This is a genomic window from Streptomyces sp. NPDC086554 (assembly GCF_040686095.1).
Classification (GTDB): domain Bacteria; phylum Actinomycetota; class Actinomycetes; order Streptomycetales; family Streptomycetaceae; genus Streptomyces.
Map to the genome: position 1 here is coordinate 459,667 of NZ_JBFBJK010000001.1, position 16,633 is coordinate 476,299.

17 protein-coding genes and 1 tRNA gene are annotated in these 16,633 nt (G+C 69.8%); 13 read left to right on the forward strand and 5 right to left on the reverse strand.

The genetic code is table 11. The features are described 5' to 3' along the window. Positions 1–42 precede the first annotated feature (42 nt). From AB0O76_RS02030 to AB0O76_RS02040, 3 genes are read right to left on the reverse strand one after another with little or no spacing between them, the layout of a single operon-like run. The gene (locus AB0O76_RS02030) at positions 43–1,071 is read right to left on the reverse strand and encodes a 3-oxoacyl-[acyl-carrier-protein] synthase III C-terminal domain-containing protein (protein ID WP_365484086.1); all 1,029 of its coding nucleotides are present in this window, start codon (positions 1,069–1,071) and stop codon (positions 43–45) included. Next, positions 1,068–1,712 (reverse strand): SRPBCC family protein, encoded by a 645-nt coding sequence (locus AB0O76_RS02035; protein WP_360765591.1) that lies wholly within the window; start codon positions 1,710–1,712, stop codon positions 1,068–1,070. Before AB0O76_RS02035 ends, AB0O76_RS02030 begins: the two co-directional genes overlap by 4 nt. Continuing rightward, positions 1,709–3,439, reverse strand: coding sequence for a thiamine pyrophosphate-binding protein (locus tag AB0O76_RS02040; protein WP_365484089.1), 1,731 nt, complete (start codon positions 3,437–3,439; stop codon positions 1,709–1,711). The genes AB0O76_RS02035 and AB0O76_RS02040 overlap by 4 nt, the downstream gene beginning before the upstream one ends. 212 nt (positions 3,440–3,651) lie before the next feature. Here AB0O76_RS02040 and AB0O76_RS02045 point away from each other — a divergent pair, with 212 nt between their 5' ends. The 10 genes from AB0O76_RS02045 (at position 3,652) to AB0O76_RS02090 (ending at position 13,499) form a co-directional block, all read left to right on the forward strand. Further along, the gene (locus tag AB0O76_RS02045; RefSeq protein ID WP_365484091.1) at positions 3,652–3,903 is read left to right on the forward strand and encodes a phosphopantetheine-binding protein; all 252 of its coding nucleotides are present in this window, start codon (positions 3,652–3,654) and stop codon (positions 3,901–3,903) included. A gap of 5 nt (positions 3,904–3,908) precedes the next feature. Next, positions 3,909–4,793 carry a cyclopropane-fatty-acyl-phospholipid synthase family protein gene (locus AB0O76_RS02050; protein WP_365484094.1) on the forward strand — a complete coding sequence of 295 codons (885 nt, stop codon included), beginning with the start codon at positions 3,909–3,911 and terminating at the stop codon, positions 4,791–4,793. After that, positions 4,794–6,143, forward strand: coding sequence for an FAD-binding oxidoreductase (locus AB0O76_RS02055; protein WP_365484097.1), 1,350 nt, complete (start codon positions 4,794–4,796; stop codon positions 6,141–6,143). Then, complete coding sequence (locus AB0O76_RS02060) at positions 6,140–7,156, forward strand: SDR family oxidoreductase (protein WP_365484100.1); 1,017 nt, start codon at positions 6,140–6,142, stop codon at positions 7,154–7,156. The genes AB0O76_RS02055 and AB0O76_RS02060 overlap by 4 nt, the downstream gene beginning before the upstream one ends. 42 nt (positions 7,157–7,198) lie before the next feature. After that, positions 7,199–8,149, forward strand: a complete 951-nt coding sequence (locus tag AB0O76_RS02065) for an SDR family NAD(P)-dependent oxidoreductase (RefSeq protein ID WP_365484103.1) — start codon at positions 7,199–7,201, stop codon at positions 8,147–8,149. After that, positions 8,146–9,156, forward strand: a complete 1,011-nt coding sequence (locus AB0O76_RS02070; protein WP_365484106.1) for an acyl-CoA desaturase — start codon at positions 8,146–8,148, stop codon at positions 9,154–9,156. Before AB0O76_RS02065 ends, AB0O76_RS02070 begins: the two co-directional genes overlap by 4 nt. A gap of 8 nt (positions 9,157–9,164) precedes the next feature. Beyond that, positions 9,165–10,850, forward strand: coding sequence for an AMP-binding protein (locus AB0O76_RS02075; protein WP_365484109.1), 1,686 nt, complete (start codon positions 9,165–9,167; stop codon positions 10,848–10,850). A 28-nt stretch (positions 10,851–10,878) separates the two neighbouring features. Then, a complete protein-coding gene (locus AB0O76_RS02080) occupies positions 10,879–11,958 on the forward strand; it encodes a histidinol-phosphate transaminase (RefSeq protein WP_365484112.1) in 1,080 nt (359 codons plus the stop codon). A gap of 181 nt (positions 11,959–12,139) precedes the next feature. Beyond that, positions 12,140–12,787 carry a hemerythrin domain-containing protein gene (locus AB0O76_RS02085; protein WP_365484115.1) on the forward strand — a complete coding sequence of 216 codons (648 nt, stop codon included), beginning with the start codon at positions 12,140–12,142 and terminating at the stop codon, positions 12,785–12,787. A gap of 43 nt (positions 12,788–12,830) precedes the next feature. Further along, positions 12,831–13,499: an alpha/beta hydrolase gene (locus tag AB0O76_RS02090; protein WP_365484118.1), complete on the forward strand. Its 669-nt coding sequence runs from the start codon at positions 12,831–12,833 to the stop codon at positions 13,497–13,499. Between the two features lie 17 nt (positions 13,500–13,516). Here the strand turns inward: AB0O76_RS02090 and sigJ are convergent, their stop codons facing one another. Then, positions 13,517–14,482: an RNA polymerase sigma factor SigJ gene (sigJ, locus tag AB0O76_RS02095; protein WP_365484121.1), complete on the reverse strand. Its 966-nt coding sequence runs from the start codon at positions 14,480–14,482 to the stop codon at positions 13,517–13,519. A 123-nt stretch (positions 14,483–14,605) separates the two neighbouring features. Here sigJ and AB0O76_RS02100 point away from each other — a divergent pair, with 123 nt between their 5' ends. The 3 genes from AB0O76_RS02100 to AB0O76_RS02110 all read left to right on the forward strand — a co-directional run bounded on the left by AB0O76_RS02100 (position 14,606) and on the right by AB0O76_RS02110 (position 16,235). After that, a complete protein-coding gene (locus AB0O76_RS02100; protein WP_365484124.1) occupies positions 14,606–14,992 on the forward strand; it encodes a DoxX family protein in 387 nt (128 codons plus the stop codon). Between the two features lie 194 nt (positions 14,993–15,186). Then, entirely contained in the window at positions 15,187–15,462 is a 276-nt protein-coding gene (locus tag AB0O76_RS02105) for a hypothetical protein (RefSeq protein WP_062648491.1), read from the forward strand. Further along, the gene (locus tag AB0O76_RS02110; RefSeq protein WP_365484127.1) at positions 15,459–16,235 is read left to right on the forward strand and encodes a hypothetical protein; all 777 of its coding nucleotides are present in this window, start codon (positions 15,459–15,461) and stop codon (positions 16,233–16,235) included. Before AB0O76_RS02105 ends, AB0O76_RS02110 begins: the two co-directional genes overlap by 4 nt. 40 nt (positions 16,236–16,275) lie before the next feature. Here AB0O76_RS02110 and AB0O76_RS02115 read toward each other — a convergent pair. Next, positions 16,276–16,348: transfer RNA gene (locus AB0O76_RS02115), tRNA-Arg, on the reverse strand. Between the last annotated feature and the right edge of the window lie 285 nt (positions 16,349–16,633).

The following is a 16,633-nucleotide window of genomic DNA, read 5'->3' on the forward strand; positions in this document are numbered from 1 at the left end:
CGGCTCATAGAGCCGGGGCGGAGGGCTTTGGTGACGGGACGGCTAGTTCAACGACGCGGCCTTGGCGCGCCACCTGACTGCCGCCGCACCCGCGAAGTCGCCGGCGTGCGCGAAGCCCGCAAGGATCAGCAGGCTGCCGTCCTTGACGCGGCCCTCACGGACCGCGTGGTCGAGCGTGATCGGCACGGCGGCACCGAAGAGGTTGCCGAACCGGTCGAAGGTGTCCAGGTGCCGCTCCGCGTCGATGGAGAGCCGCTCCTGCCACTGCTTGAGGAACACCCGGTTCGGCTGATTGGTGATCAGCAGATCCAGCTCGGAGGTCTTGAGCCCGAGGCTGTCGCAGACCTTGCCGACCGCCTCGGGGACGAGGCGGTTGCCGCGCTCCAGGATGTCGGCGATCCGGCCGGGGGTGAACCCGGTGTGCACCTGGCTCGTACCCGGCTCCCAGTACTTGCGCCCGTCGTCGAGCGTCAGCGTGCAATCGGCGGTGTACTGCCCGTTGTTGAGGGTCTCGACGCCGAGGATCGGCGACTCGTCGGACGCGGCCACATAGGCCACGGCGCAGCCGTCGCCCGGCACCACCGACTCCGGGAGCCTGCGCACGTCGGGCTGGGTCATGATGGTGCCCGCACAGTTCTGCACATTGCACAGCAGCGCCGAGCGTGCCTGCCCGGACCCGATCAGGGCCCGGGCGATGCGCAGCATGTGGACGAACGACGCGCAGCCTCCGTTGTGCGCGTCGATCACCCAGTCGGCCTTGATCCCGAGCCGGTGGGCGACCTCCGCGCCCGCGCCGCTGAAGAACACCTCGGGAAGCAGCACATTCGTGATCACTACGTCGATGCCGCGGGCTTCGTCGGGTCCGATGCGGTCGAGCAGGGTGCGCCCCGCCTTCTCGATCATGTCCGCGGGCGTCTCGTCCCGCGAGACGTGGTGCCGGTGGCGCGGGGCCTTGAACATCGGGTGGCCCCACTGGTGCGACGTACCGTCCTGGACCTCCAGGAAGTAGTCCGCATCCACCGGCTCTCCGGGCAGATAGGAGGCGAGGTCGAGCAGGCTGACCGTCCTCACGCGGAACCCCCGTATCGGTGCTCCAGAATCTTCTTCAGGTTGTCCGCCTCCAGCTTGTGCCCGGCGTAGAAGAGCCCCCACAGGTCGCCCACCCAGGGGCGCTCCGGGGTGGAGGCAAGCTCCGGGTTCGGGTTCTTGTCGTAGTACGGGTGACGGCAGTTGGTCCAGATCAGGACCGTGCCGGACTTCCCGAGGACGGGCTCCGCGGGAACGATGCGGTGCAGATAGTTCATCCACAGCTCCTGGCCCTGGTCCCAGGCGGCGCGCATGTCGACGGTGAGCGCCTTGGGGTCGCCGTCGATCCGCAGATAGATCTTGGTCTCGTCGTCCAGGAGGGTGTCCCGGCCGACGTAGAGGCCGGGGGTGTCCGTGGGGGCGAAGTCCCGTGTGCTGTACGTGTATTCGTTGAGGCTGCGCACATCGGTGAGGTAGTCGTAGACGGCGCGGGGCGGGGCGTCGATGTACTGGTGCACCGTGCAGTAGTCGCCGTACACCTCGTCGTACGTGTACGACTCCTTGGTGATCTCCTCGGCGAGCGCGAAGGCCTCCTCGCGGGAGTTCGTCTCCCAGCGCAGCAGGCCGGGGACGTCCGCGATGGCCGGCGGGATGGCGGGCGGCGGGACATAGGCGGACGTGGTCATGATGCGACTCCTTCGTTGGGGTTCTCGTTGGGGTTGAGTTCCTTCGCGCGGGCCCGGATGCGGTCCTGGAAGGGCTGGTACTGAGGTATTTCGGAGAGCGGGACGTCGACGCAGATCAGCGACGGCGACCCGGTGTCACGGGCGCGCAGCAGTGCCGCGCGCAGCTCTTGTGTGGTGCCCGCGCTCACCGCGTCGAGGCCGGGGAACATCGCGGCGATGCCCTCGGCGATCCACGCGGGACGGAAGGCGTTGTACGTGTACTCGCCGGAGTAGAAGAGGAGTTCGCGCACATAGCAGGCGCCGTGGGCGTTGTTGTTGTAGATCACGAAGGTGACGGGCAGATCGTGCTCGACCGCCGTGTGGACCTCCATGCCGTGCATCAGGAACGCCCCGTCACCGGCCAGGACGTAGCTGCGCCGCCCGGTGGCGAACGCCGCCCCGATCCCGGCACCGAAGCTGTGCCCCATGCCTCCCATGCCGAGCGCCAGGATGTACCGGCCGCCGGCAGGGGTGCCGATGGTGTTCAGGACGGAGGTTCCGGTGTTGCCCGCGTCGGACACCACGGTGGCGCCTTCGGGCAGCACGGAGGCGACGGTCAGTGAGACGTCCTGCATGGTCAGGGGGCCGTCACTGGGGGATGGTGCGGGGGCGCGGCCCACCCCGGTGAGCGGTGGCGGTGTCGAGCCGGCAGCCTCCAACAGTGCGGTGAGCGCGGCCAGTTCGGCGCTCAGCGGCCCAGTGAGCCGGAGCAGCTCGCCGCTCTCGTGCAGGAACGGCTCGCGGCCGTCGATGACGATCACCGGGACGCTCTTCAGATGGTCCCGAAGGCCGCCCCCCGCCATCTGCGGCAGCCGGGTGCCGGCCAGGACGACCGCCGATGCCCGCTCCACCCGCTCCCTGACCTCGGGGCGGCCCAGCGGTCCGACCACCCCCAGGCTCAGCGGGCCGGTCTCGTCGAACACGTCCCTGGCGTCCGGGGCCACCGCGACCGGCGCGCCCAGCACCTCGGCGAGCCGCGCCAGGCCGTCCCGGGCGTCGGCACGGGCCACGCCCTCACCCGCGACGATCACGACCCCGTCCCGCTCGGCCGCCGAACGCAACACCTCGGCGGCCCGCGTGAGTTCAGTGCCGGAGGCCGCCGACCGCCCGTGCGTCGCGGCGGCCGGTGCCGAAAGATCCGCACGGGACAGCGCGGCCTGCTGCACATCCTTGGGGAGCAGCAGTACCGCGGGCCCGGGGGCCGCGGCGTCGGTCGCCGCCGCCAGGGCGCGGGGCAGCAGCTCGGTGATGGCCCGCGGGTCGTCGACCCGGGCACAGAAGACGCCGAGCTCGGAGAAGAGACGTACCGCGTCGATCGTCGAGGCCCGGCCGCTGGTCTCCTGGAACGACCCGTGCCCGTCGAGCGCGGCCGGCGGCTGCCCGACGAGCACGAGAGCCGGTACGTACGACGCCCTCAGCTCGGCAAGGCCGGGCACCAGGTTCATGGCGCCCGCGCCGGACGTGGTGGCGACCGCGGCGATCCGCTGCGATGAGCGGTGGTAGCCGTCGGCCATGGTCGCCGCGGAGAACTCGTGCTTGGCGACCACGCCCCGCACTGCGGTACCCGAGTCGTTGATCGCGTCGTACAGATCCTCGATGTTGGCGCCATCGACCCCGAAGACGTGCCGGACTTCGTGATGGACCAGGAAGTCCACGATGAAGTCGACCACGCGGTAAGTGCCGTTCATGGTCGCCCCTCCTTAAGTAATGCCGCCATGGCGCTATTTGAAGGGCGTACGGAGCGGGCGGGCCAGAGACATGTCTCTGCCAGAGGGCCTGCCGGGAGCCGTGGCAGGAATGTGCCAGGCGGGCTGTCATGCGCTCCGCACGGCCGGTGCCTTGGATGAGGAGGTGTCTCAGTCACGAGGCCCAGGAAGCCCACCAGAGAAGGGGAATTCCCGTGATCACAGTTGACACGGTGTGCCGGCTCATCGAGAAGAAGCTGGGAAGCAAGGCCGCGGCGGTGACGCTCGACGCGGACACGGTCTTCGACTCCGTGGGTCTCTCGAGCCTGCAGATCGCCGACATCGTCTACACGATCGAGGACGACGCGGGCATCGAACTCGACTCCGCCGACGCCGCCAATGTGAAGACCGTCGGGGACCTCGTGGAACTCGTCACGGCTGCCAGGGCCGCCCGCGCCGGGGCCTGATCGCCATGAATCCAGGGGCCACCGCCGAGGCCATCAGGCATCACTACGACATCTCGAACGACTTCTACGGTCTGTGGCTCGACGACTCCCTCACGTACACCTGTGCGCTGTGGGAGGACGCCGACACCGATGGGTCAGGCGGCGTGCGCGAGACCCTGGAAGGCGCCCAGGCCCGCAAGCTCGACCACCTCATCGAAGGGGCGCGTGCCGTCGGCGCACGCCGCGTGCTCGACGTGGGCTGCGGCTGGGGAAGCCTGCTGAAGCGTCTTGTGCAGATCTACGGCGTGGAGCATGCCGTGGGTCTCACCCTCAGCGACAGCCAGGCCGATCTGATCCGCGCGGCCGGACTGCCCAACACCGAGCTGCGGGTGGAGAACTGGCTGGACCACCAGCCGGACGGCGGCTACGACGCGATCATCTCCATCGGCGCGTTCGAGCACTTCGCGAAGACCGGGCTTTCCCGTGCCGCCCGCATCGCGGCGTACCGCGAATTCTTCGAACGCTGCTATGCCTGGCTGCCGCCCCGGGGCCGGATCGCGCTGCAGACCAACATCAAGGGCAACAACACCGTGATGGACAAGGCCACCGTGCGTGAGCTGATGTTCATCATCGAGACGATTTTCCCGGAGTCCGAGATACCGGCGCTCTCCGAGGTGATCGAGGCCGGCGAGAAACTCTTCGACGTCGTCTCCCTGCGCAACGACCCGGACCACTACAGCCGTACGTGCGCGGAATGGCTGCGTCGGCTCACCGAGAACCGGGAACAGGCCGTGCGGAGCGCGGGCGAGGAGAACGTCGCGAACTACGAGCGGTATCTGGGCGCGAGCGTCAGGCACTTCCGCAATCGCCACCTGGGCCTCGCACGGATCATTCTCGAAAAGGGGCGTTAGATGAGCGCCCCTCCGACACAGCTGCCCAGCTCCCCGAAACACGTCGTCTACTGGCACGAGACCGAACACGTCACGCCCGAACCGCCATTGCGGCAGGACGCCGAATGCGACGTCTGCATCATCGGCGGCGGTTACACGGGCCTGTGGACCGCGCTCTTCCTCCAGGAGGCCGAGCCCGCGCTCGACATCCGTATCGTCGAGGCCGAGCACTCAGGCCACGGGGCGTCGGGCCGTGCGGACGGCTTCGTCACGCCGACCGTCGGCAAGGACATCCGGGCCCTGGTCAAGGAGTTCGGCACCCGGCGCACCCTGGAGGCGTCCCAGGCCGTCGGCAGGTCGATCCTGGAGATCGGCCGCTTCACCCGGCGCAACAAGATCGACGCCGAGTACGAGGCCAACGACTACCTGATGGTCGCCACCGACCCCGGCCAGCTCAAACGACTGTGCGAGGACCGGGAGTTGGCCGCCGAGATCGCGGGGCGCGCACAACCCGAGATCCTGACCGCGGCCCAGGCGCGGGAGTTCATCGGCTCACCCGCGATCCTGGGCGCCCTGCGGACCGGTGGCGCCCAGGTCAACCCCTTCAAGCTGGCCCGCGGTCTGGCACGCGTGGCCAAGGAGCGGGGCATCACGATCCACGACGGCACCCCGGCCCTGCGGGTCGAGCCCGGTGTCCGCCCCACCGTCGTCACCCCGGGCGGCAGGATCACCGCGGACAAGGTGGTGGTCGCCGCCAACGCACGGCAGTTCACCTTCCGGCAGTTCCGCGGCAGGACCGTGCCCGTGTGGAGTTACGCGATGGTGAGCGATCCCCTCACCGACGCGCAGCTGGGCCGTATCGACTGGGCGGGACGCGAGGGCCTGGTCGAGGCGAAGACCATGCTCACCTGCGCCCGGTTCACCGCCGACAACCGGCTGCTGTGGGCGGGCGGCACCCCGCTCTACTTCTACGGCCGCGACATGAGCGAGCACCGTATGTACGAGCCGCGCGTCTACCGCGAACTGCTCCGCGAGTTCCACCGGTTCTTCCCGATGTGGCACGACGTCGCGTTCCGCTACGCCTATGGCGGCGTCATCGACATGACCCGCGACTACGCCCCGCACTTCGGCTCGCTGCCCGGCGGCAACATCCTTTACGGATACGGCTTCTGTGGCAACGGCATCGCCGCAACGCACACCGGCGGCAAGGTCCTGCGGGACCTGGTGCTCGGCAAGGACACCGACTGGACCCGGCTCCTGTACGTGGACGACGCACGGCGCGGGCAGCGCACCTACCCGCCCGAGCCGCTGCTCTACGCGGGCGCCCGCGCCACCACCCGCCTTTTGCAGTGGAAGGAGTCGAGAGCATGAGCGTGCGCCGAACCGTCCTGCTGACCGGAGCCTCCGGGGTGGTGGGCCAGGCCGTTCTGCGCGAGGCGCGGAGCGGCGACGTCCGGATCATCGCCCTCTGCCGGGACGCGTCCGCCGGGGTGCCCGAAGGAGGCGACGCCGTGGTGCACGGCGACCTCTCCCGGGACCGCTTCGGCCTCGACGAGGAGAGCCACGCGGCGCTGGCCCGCGAGGTGGACACCGTCATCCACTCGGCGGGGCTCACCGAATGGGGCCTGCCGGCCGACCGCTATCTGCCGGTCAACGTCGAAGGCACCCGGCAGGTGGCCGACTTCGCCCTGCGCGCCGGGGCGACCGTCCACTTCATGAGCACGGCGTTCGTCGCGGCACTCGCGGTGAACGCCCCGCACCGGCTCGGCGCAGACAACGTAACGGCGAACTATGTCCGCTCCAAGCTGCGCGCGGAACAACTCCTGCGCGACAGCGGTCTCCCGCACACCGTGTTCCGCCCCACGAACCTCATCGGCGACTCGCTGACCGGCTGGACGTCGCGCGGCCAGATCGTGCAGCTGATGTCGGACTGGATCTGCCGCGGGCGCGCGCCCTTCATCCCCGTCCACGAAGGCAACCGCATCGACGTCGTACCGCAGGACCTGCTCGCCAAGGCGGTGCTCGGAGCCGTCCAACTAGGGGATGACCAGGGCGAGTTCTGGGTCACGTACGGCGATCGGGCCATGGACATGACGGCGGCGCTCGAGGTGTGCGCCAAGCACGCCGCGAACCTCGGACGGGCCCTGACCCCGCCGCCGGTCGTCGACCCGGACGGCATCGACCCGGACCGGCTGCGCGAACTGCCGCCGCTTGCCCGGTCGTACCTGACGGTCCTGCGCGACGTCAGCGAGACGACGCGGTGCAGCGGCGGCGTGCTGCCGACTTCGCTGCCCGAGCTGAGCGAACGCCACGGCCTCGCCCCCGTCGCCGACACCGACGCGTACCGGCGGACGCTCGAGTACGCATCCACCCACCTCGGTTAGTCCCGTAGTCCCGTAGTCCCGTAGTCCCGAAAGGACAGCAGCGTGAACCAGGACGTGAACCAGGACTGGAAGCCGCCCCGGCTCGACGGGAAGATCGCGGTGGTCACCGGCGCAAGCAGGGGAGTGGGCCGCGGCATCGCGCTCGCCCTGGGCAGCGCGGGCGCGACGGTCTACGTCACCGGCCGCAGCACCCGCTCCGAAGGCCGCACCGAAGACCTGCCCGGCACCGTCGACGACACCGCCGACGAGGTCACCGCCCGCTCGGGCACCGGCATCGCCGTGCGCTGCGACCACACGTCGCCGTCGGACAACCAGGCACTCGCGGACCTGATCCGGGAGCGCCACGGCCGCCTCGACCTCCTTGTGAACAACGCCTGGGGCGGCTACGAACGGTCCGGCGAGGTCCGCTTCGACGCCCCGTTCTGGGACCAGCCCATGTGGCGCTACGACCTGTGCGACGGCTCCCTGCGCGCCCAGTACGACGTCACGCGGGTCCTGGCCGGACTGATGCTGCCGCAGCGTGCGGGACTGATCGTCGGCATCGGATTCACCGACGGTGACATCTACCTGGGCCAGGCGGCGTACGACGTCTTCAAGTCGGCGTCCGACAGGCTCAGCCGGGCCTTCGCCGCCGACCTGCGCAAGCACGCCGTCGCGGCGCTCTCCCTGCACCCCGGCTTCGTCCGCACCGAGCGCGTCGAGGCCGCCTGGGAGGCACTCGGATCCGGGCCCGCGGCGGTGGTCCACTCGCCCGAGTACGTGGGCCGAGCGGTCGTCGAACTGGCCGCCGATCCAAAGGTGTTGGAGCGCTCCGGGCAGGTCGTCTCCACCGGTGACCTCGCCGCCGAGTACGGCTTCAGCGACATCGACGGGCGGCAGCCTCCTGCCTTCCGTCTCGAAGGGCGGATGACGCTCGCCACCCGGATGGACCGGCTCAACCGGGCCGTCGCCGCGGGAAGTGTCGCCGCGGGAAGAAGGGAAGAGGAGAAATGAACGGCAAAGAACACCGTTGGTTCGTGCTCGCGGCATCCGTCATTCCGCTGATCGCGCTGCCCGCCGCCATGGTCCTGCTGTGGAACAGCGTCTTCGCCTGGACCGACCTGGTGGTCCTCGTGGTCATGTACGCCATCTCGGGCCTGGGGATATCCGTCGGCTACCACCGGCTGCTCACCCACCGCGCGTTCGAGACGCGCGGGCCGATCCGGGTCGCCCTTGCCACGGCCGGAGTCCTCGCCGGGCAGGGCCCGCCGATCATCTGGGCATCGCACCACCGCAAGCACCACCGGGTCGCCGACAAGGAGGGCGACCCGCACAGCCCGCACCTGGACTTCGAACCGGGCTTCAAGGGCGCGATCGCCGGCATGTGGCACGCGCACCTCGGCTGGCTCTTCGACGAGAACCTCGCGTCCGACCCCATGCGCTACTGCCCGGACCTGGTGCGCGAGAAGCCCCTGCGCTGGCTGAGCGAGCACTTCGCCGCTGTCGTCGCGGCGGGCGTGGTCCTGGCGGGCCTGCTCTCCTTCGCCCTGTCCGGCGGCTCCCTCCAGGCATTTCTGACCGGCATGCTCTGGGGCGGACTCGTCCGCATCTTCCTCATCAACCACGTGACGTACGCGGTCAATTCGATCGGCCACTACTTCGGCCGCCGCCGCTTCTCCACGACCGACGAGTCCCGCAACGTCGCCTGGCTCGCCCTGCCGTCCTTCGGTGAGGCCTGGCACAACAACCACCACGCCTTCCCCCGTTCCGCACGGCACGGCATGAAGTGGTACGAGGCCGACCTCAGCGCCGTCTTCATCTGGGGCCTGGAGAAGACCGGCCTGGCCTGGAAGGTCATCCGCATCGACCCCGAGCGGATGACGATGCGGGAGGCAGGGATCAGCCGGGTCAGCGGCAGCGCCGTCGGCGAACAGGAACTCCTGGCAGGACAACAGAAGATCGTGCCCCTTGCGGAACGCTCGGGAGGCACCGGCGACCTCTCTCTCGTGGATGTGGAGTGATCACGGCCATGGGCAACACGCACACTGAGATACGCACTCACATACGCCTCTGGGACTCCCTGATCCACGGATCGACGCACGGCGCGCTGCACCACTGGGACGGCGACCGCTACGCCCGCACCACCTGGCGCGAGGTCGTCGCCGACGCGCACGGCATGGCCGCGACACTGCGGGCGGCCGGCGTACGCCCCGGCACCCGCGTCGCCACCGTCCTGACCAACTCCGCCGACTGCGTACGAGGATTGCTCGCCGTCTGGCTCGCGGGCGGCGCCGTCGCCTCACTGCCGCTGCCGTCCCGGGGCCAGACCCTGGGCGAGTACGGCCGCATGCTCGAATCCCTCACCGCACGCCTCGACCCGACGCTGGTCCTGGTGGACGCGCAGCTCGAGCCCCTCGTCCCCGAAGGGCTCCGCGCCGACCTGCCCGTACTGAGCTGGTCCGCGCTGCACGGCCCGGGCCGCATCGACCCGAGCCCGCCGGGCCTCGACGACGTCGCGTACATCCAGTACTCGTCGGGCAGCACCGGCGGGGCGAAAGGCTGCACCCTCACTCCTCGCGCCATCGCCGCCCAGTTGGGCCTGATCCTCGACATGACGGGCGGCAGGCCGGGCGCCGAGGTCATCGCCTCCTGGATGCCGCTCTCGCACGACATGGGCGTCTTCGGCCTGATGCTCTACTCCTGGGCCTTCGACTACGACTTCGTACTCTCCACCCCCGAGCGCTTCGGCATGGCCCCCCGCTCGTGGTTCCGGGACATGGCGGAGTTCGGGGCGACCATGACCGGGGGCACCACCACGGCGCTGTACCTCGCGTCCCGGGCACAGGGGCGCTCGGCCCTGCCCCGCGAACTCGCCCTGCGGGTCTGCGTGGTGGGCGCGGAGCGCGTGGACGCGGAGGTGCTTGCCGGTGTGAGCGACACCTTCGCCGCATCCGGCCTCTCACCGTCCGCCTTCATGCCCGCCTACGGCATGGCGGAGGCGACGCTCGCCGTCAGCGCGACGGGGTGGGCCGACGCACCCCGCGTACGCGGCTTCGACGCGTCCGCCCTCATCGAGGGCAAGATCGTCGACCTCGCCGACGACGACCCAGGAGCGGTCCGCCTCGTCTCCAACGGGGCGCCGCTGCCCGGCGTCGGCGTGACGATGGAGCACCCCGAAGAGGTCTCGCAGCTCCTGGTCACATCGCCCAGCCTGGCCACCGGCTACCACGCGGACCCGGAGCGGACCGCCGAGCGCTTCCGTGACGGAGTGCTGCGCACCGGGGACCACGGTTTCGTCCGCGACGGAGAGGTGTACTTCGTGGGCCGCGCCGACGATCTGGTCTCCGTCGGCGGCCGCAATGTCTATACGAGCGAGATCGAGGCGGCGGTCGAGGCGCTGGGCCCTGTGCGCAAGGGCTGCTCGGCACTGGTGGACGTGGCGGGTACGGGCGCCGGCGTGGCTGGTGCGGGCCCCTCCGAGCTGGTCCTCCTCCTCGAACCCGCCCGCAAGAGCGACGACTTCGAACTGATCGCGGACCGCGCCGCCGAACTGGCCAGGGAGAAATCCGGGATCGCGCTGTCCGAATGCGTCTTCGTCGAGCGCGGCTGCCTGCCCAGGACGCCGAGCGGAAAGATCCAGCGGTTCCGCTGCCGCTCGATGCTCACGGGGGACATGTCACGCCTAAAGATCATCTCCCGTGTGCGGCTGGGCTGACGCGGGCCGGGAAAGGAAAGAACACACCATGAGCCAGAGCCAGTTACTGCCCACGGACTACTTCTCCGACACGGAGGTCATCGGCCGCGAGGACCATCTGCGGCTGCACCTCAACGAGAACCCGTACGGCCCGCCGCCGGGCGCGATAGCCGCGGTGCACAACGAGGCGGACAACCACCTCAACTGCTACCCCGACAGCGAGTGCCGAGAGCTGCTCGCGGCACTGGCGGCCCACTTCGACGTACCCGTCGACAACGTCGCTGTCGGCAACGGCACCGACGAACTGGTCCTCCTCACCTCCATGACGTTCCTGCGCTCGCCCGGGTCCTCGGTGGCCGTCACCGAAACGACCTTCCCCGGGTATCTCCTCTCGGCGAGGTCGGTGGGCGCCGAGCCGCGCACCGTGCCCCTGCGGGACGCGTCGGTGCCGGCCGAGGGGATCGCCGCCGCACTGCGCGACGGCGTGGACCTGGCCTGGGTCTGCAACCCGCTCAATCCGACGGGCACGGCCCTCTCGGGGGCCGACATCACCCACCTGATCGACACGGCCGAGGAGACGGGCTCGGTACTCGTCCTGGACGAGGCATACATGGACTTCGCGGGCCCCGAGCACGACATCGCCCTGGCCGCGGTCCGGTCGGGCCGCCGGATCCTGGTGACCCGGACGTTCTCCAAGGCATGGGGCCTGGCGTCGGTACGGGTGGGCGTGGTGATGGGCCCGAGCGACTTGGTGGCCCGCATCAAGCAAACAGGATCGGCACTGCCGTTCAACGTCACGCGGTCGGCGCAGCGGGCGGTGCTGAGCGCCCTGGCACGCCCCGAGTACGTAGACCGGGTCCGCGAGGCGAACCGCGAGGCACGCGACCTGCTCTGCACATCCCTGGAGGCCCTGGGCGTGGATTACGTCCCCTCGGTCACCAACTTCGTCTTCCTGACGACCCCGGACGGCCACCCCGACCTGGCGGCCCGCCTGGCGACGGAACACCGGATCCTGGTCAGGGACCTGACGGCGTTCGGCCTGCCGGGGAAGCTGCGCATCTCGGTGGGGACGGCGGCGGACGTCGAACGGCTGACGACGGCGCTGACGGAAGAGCTGCGACGGCGCTGACCACCAAGCCGCGAGCCGCCAAGCCGTGGGCCACCAAGCCGCGAGCCGCCAAGCCGCGGGCCACCGAGATCTGCCGATTCCGTCCCAAGTCGCCCCATACCAAGGCAGGATGGCCACGACTGCGCTGCTCTCGCCGCCTCGTGTTCTACCCCGTCCACCCCTTCCCCCAAGGATTCGAATGATGAACCGGAACCAGCCCATCGCCTCTCTGCCCAAGGGACACCAGACCATGGTGCTTGCGCACCGGGCCATGGTGCGGGACCTGGACCGCATCGCGAGCTCGGCGGACAGCCTGACCCGGTCGGCGGACCCCGCGCGCGCCGCGGCCCTGCGGGACTACAGCGACAAGATCTACCAAGTGATCGAGCACCACCACGAGGGCGAGGACACGTTCCTCTGGCCCCGCCTGCGCGAACTCGGCGCGGACGATTCGGCGCTGGCCCTGATGGTCACCGAGCACGAGGAGCTGACGGACCTGCTGCACGCCTGGCACCAGGCCTGCGAACGCCTGGGAACGGACTCCGAGGCGGCCGCGGAGGTGGCGAAACGCACGGTGGAGGTACGCGATCACCTCGCCCGCCACACAACGGACGAGGAGGAGGAACTCCTCGGCCGCCTGGCCCCGGCCCTGGGCGACCGCCTCTGGAAGCAGTACGGAACACACATGCGCAAGACGGCACCGGGCTGGACCCTGCGCTTCATGCCGGCCTGGCTGGCGTCGGTGGCGGGCCCCGAAGACAGGGGCGGAGTCCCCGCCGCACCGGTGGCCCTGCTGTTCCGCGGCTGGCTCCAGAAGACCCAGCTGGCGGCGTTCGGCGAGGCGTCCTGACGTACGGGTCGAAACGGCCCAACTCCCGAGCTATACATGGGGAATGGCAACCTTCGTACTCATCCACGGCGGCGGCGACAGCGGCTGGGCCTGGCATCTCCTCGAAGCCGAGCTGCGCGCCCGGGGCCACGAGACCGTCGCCCCGGACCTGCCGTCGGACCAGCCGTCAGCGGGGCTCGGCGACTACGCCGATGCGGTCGTCGAGGCCGTCGGCGAGAGGCAGAATCCCCTGGTCGTCGTCGGACATTCCTACGGAGCCTTCACCGCGCCGCTGGTGGCCGAGCGGCTCCGGGCCGGCGTGCTGGTCCTGCTGGCCGGAATGATCCCGGCGCCGGGCGAACGGCCGGACGACTGGTGGGAGACGACAGGCTGCAACGAAGCCCGTGAAACGGCGGGCCTGGCGGCCATCGAGGACCCCTTCGAGAGCTTCTACCACGACGTTCCGCGCGGCCTGGCCGAGGAGTCCATGCGCAGGGAGCGGGAGGAATCCTCCCGGGCGGGCAACGAGCCCTGGCCGCTCCCGGCCTGGCCGAACGTACCCACGAAGTTCATCATCTGCAAGGACGACCATTTCTTCCCGCCCGAGTTCTTCCGCGACCTCGCACGAGCGCGCCTCGGCATCACGCCCGACGAGATCGGCGGCGGTCACTGCGTCGCGCTCAGCAGGCCGAAGGAACTGGCGGACCTGCTGGCCGGGTACGTCAAGGGGTGACCGCCGGCTGACGACGCTCAGTCCGTGGGGAGGGGGGATTCCACCGGCAGTCGCCCGATCCTGGACACCGGCCCGAGATGGCCGATCTTGTCGGGGTTCGACACGGAGTGGATCGCCCGGACCACACCGTCGGAGATATCGAGTTCGACCACACCGGCGACGAGCCCTTCGGCGTCGTACGTCACCGCGCCCGGTCGCCCGTTGACCCGGGCCGGCCGGAGGGCGGCGCCGAGCTTCCTGACCCGGCGGACCCCGCCGACGAACAGCTGTCCGACGCGCCGCGGCTCGGTCACCGGGTTCCTGGTCGCCCGCGCCTTGCCGCCGCCGTCCCCGTGGAACACCACCTCGGGCGCGAGCATGCCGAGCAGCGCGTCCAGGTCACCGCCCTCGGCGGCCGCGAAGAACCTACGGGCGAGCTCCTCACCCTCCGCCCGCCGCGCCGGGGACGGCGCGCTGTCGACGTCCTGCTCCCCGGCGGCGATGCGCCGCCTGGCCCGGGCGAAGATCTGCCGGCAGTTCGCCTCGGACTTGCCGGTACTCCGCGCGACGTCCGGATAGCCGTACCCGAACACCTCGCGCAGCATGAACACCGCGCGCTCCACGGGGGAGAGGGTCTCAAGAAGCACGAGAAACGCCATCGACAACGAGTCGGCGAGCTCGGCGTGCTCGGCAGGCCCGGGCTGCTCGGCGGTCACGACGACAGGCTCGGGCAGCCAGTTCCCCACGTAGGTCTCGCGCCGCACCCGCGCCGAACTCAGGTAGTTGATCCCGAGCCGCGTCACCGCGGTGGTCAAGTACGCCTTCGGGGCGGTGATCGAGGTACCTGCCTGGTGCGCCCGGGTCAGCCCGAGGAAGGCGTCCTGCACGATGTCCTCGGCGTCGCCCACCGACCCGGTCATCCCGTAGGCGATGGAGAACATCAACGCCCGATAGCCACCCGCACCCGCGTCGGCCCCATCCACCACATCCGTTGATCCCGGCACGGCCCCCAACCCCTCCTCGGCGAGATACACGTCACACCCTCTGTCGTCACAGCTTGCCGGGGTGCCCTGTCTTAGAGGAGCAACAGCGAACAACTGGCCCGACAACCCTGCAAGGACAAAGCCATGAACCTCGCCCTGTGGATCGTTACCGGACTGCTCGCCGTCGCCTACCTGCTCGGCGGCGGCTTCAAGATGATCACGCCGAAGGAGAAGATAGCCGCCAGTGGGGCCAGCGCGAGGTGGGTCGAAGATTTCAGCGACGGCGGCGTCAAGGCCATCGGGGCCGTAGAGGTCCTGGCCGCAGTCGGCCTGATCCTGCCCGCGGTGCTCGACATCGCCCCGATCCTGGTGCCGCTGGCCGCCCTCGGCCTGGTGCTGCTGATGATCGGGGCGGCGACAGTCCGCATCCGACGCCACGAGAACAAGCTGGTGGCGGTGGACCTGATCTATGTGGCCCTGGCCGCGTTCGTGGCCTGGGGCCGCTTCGGCCCCGAGTCCTTCGTGGGCTGACCGGGGGGGCACCGAGGCCTGACCCGGCGGCGGCATCGAGAACTGTCCGGGCGCCTTCGCGCAAAAGCGCCCCCGGCAGGACTCGAACCTGCGGCCAAGGCTGCCGTCGGCCGGGGCCAGGGCGTTCGACTGCGGTGTCACCGGAAAACCACGCCGTGAGGTATTTAGGTACTATGGCTACGGAGGTGTTGACGATGACGACGGCGGCGAAGTCGGTACGCCAGTCCCCGCTGAAGGTGGACCCGGCGACGGACAAATTGATCAGCCAGGGCGCTCATTTCCTGGGACTGACGAAGAAGGACCTGGTGGCCGAGGCGGTCCGGGTGTATCTGGAGCAGCGCCGCGAGGATCTGCGGTCCGGCATGGTGGAGGCGCTCAGTGTGCTGGATGGCTCGCTGAAATCGGATGTGATGCTGCTGACCGGGCTGACCGCGGAGGAGATCGACGCGGTCGGGGGAATCGAGGAATGAGCGGACCCGGCCCGCTGCGCCCGGCCCGCCCGACGCTGCGCTGCTTACGCGAGGATTTGTGCCTTGAGGTGCCGCCGGTCACGGTGCCGCTGGACGAGATCGACCACCCGGTGCTGGCCAAGGCGTCCGAGCAGTTCGCGGACGAGGACGGCAAGCACGAACGCATCCGGTCCGTGGACGACCAGGTGCTGTTCAAGGTCAAGGTGCAGCGATGGCGCGGCGCGGTATGGCTGGACGCCGACCTGCCGTGGTTGGTCGCGGCGGGTCGGCGCGAAGACGGCTCGGGCGATGACTTCTACGCAGCCCTGGAGGCCGACGGCCGCGCCGTCCGCGCTCGGTACAACGCGGAACATTCCGACGGGCTGAAGACCGCGACGCACACCGCTCACCTCCTGCCTGCACGCGAGGACCACGTCCGGTACCGCGCCGAGGCCGGTGTCCGCTTCGTGCGCCGCCTGCGGGCAACTCTGCTTGACCTGGCGCACGCCACGCTGCGCGACGGCCGTGAGCACACACGCGAGTTCGACACCTTCACCCTTGGCCTCCAGGTGCGTGCGGACGACGGCCACGAGACCTACCTCGCCGTCCGGATCACCGGCTCCGTACCGCCGAACCTGACCGTGCTGATCCTGCGCAACGTCCCCGGTTGCGAGGCTGAGGGCTGGTATCCGGAGTACGCCCTGCCCGAGCGGGACTTGCTCCCGGCCGAACAGGCGTGGTCCAACCTCATGGACCCACGTGCGGCTGCCCAAGTGCTGGACGAGGAGCGGTAGCCGACATCGGTCGGCTCGAACTGCAACCACGATGTATGTGCGCCCCCGGCAGGACTCGAACCTGCGGCCAAGCGCTTAGAAGGCGCCTGCTCTATCCACTGAGCTACGGGGGCCGGGTGGTGGCCGGTGGCCTGGAGCCCGGGTGGGACGAGCCGTGACCTTGCCGGGGACAAGGATAGGGCTCCGGGGTCCTTGTCCCTGGCGCTTCGCCTCCGCGGCACTATGTGGAGGTTCGGTGAAGCGGTCCTGATAATCGCAGGCAGGTACGAATCCTGCATCGCTTTTGGCGTCTCACGCCCCGGGTGTTGTGCACTCGTTATGCCTGCGCCCCAGTCGCCCCTTCCGTCCCGTGTGTCCGATCGGCGCGCAGAGACATCCATATGCTTCAGAAAGCTGCC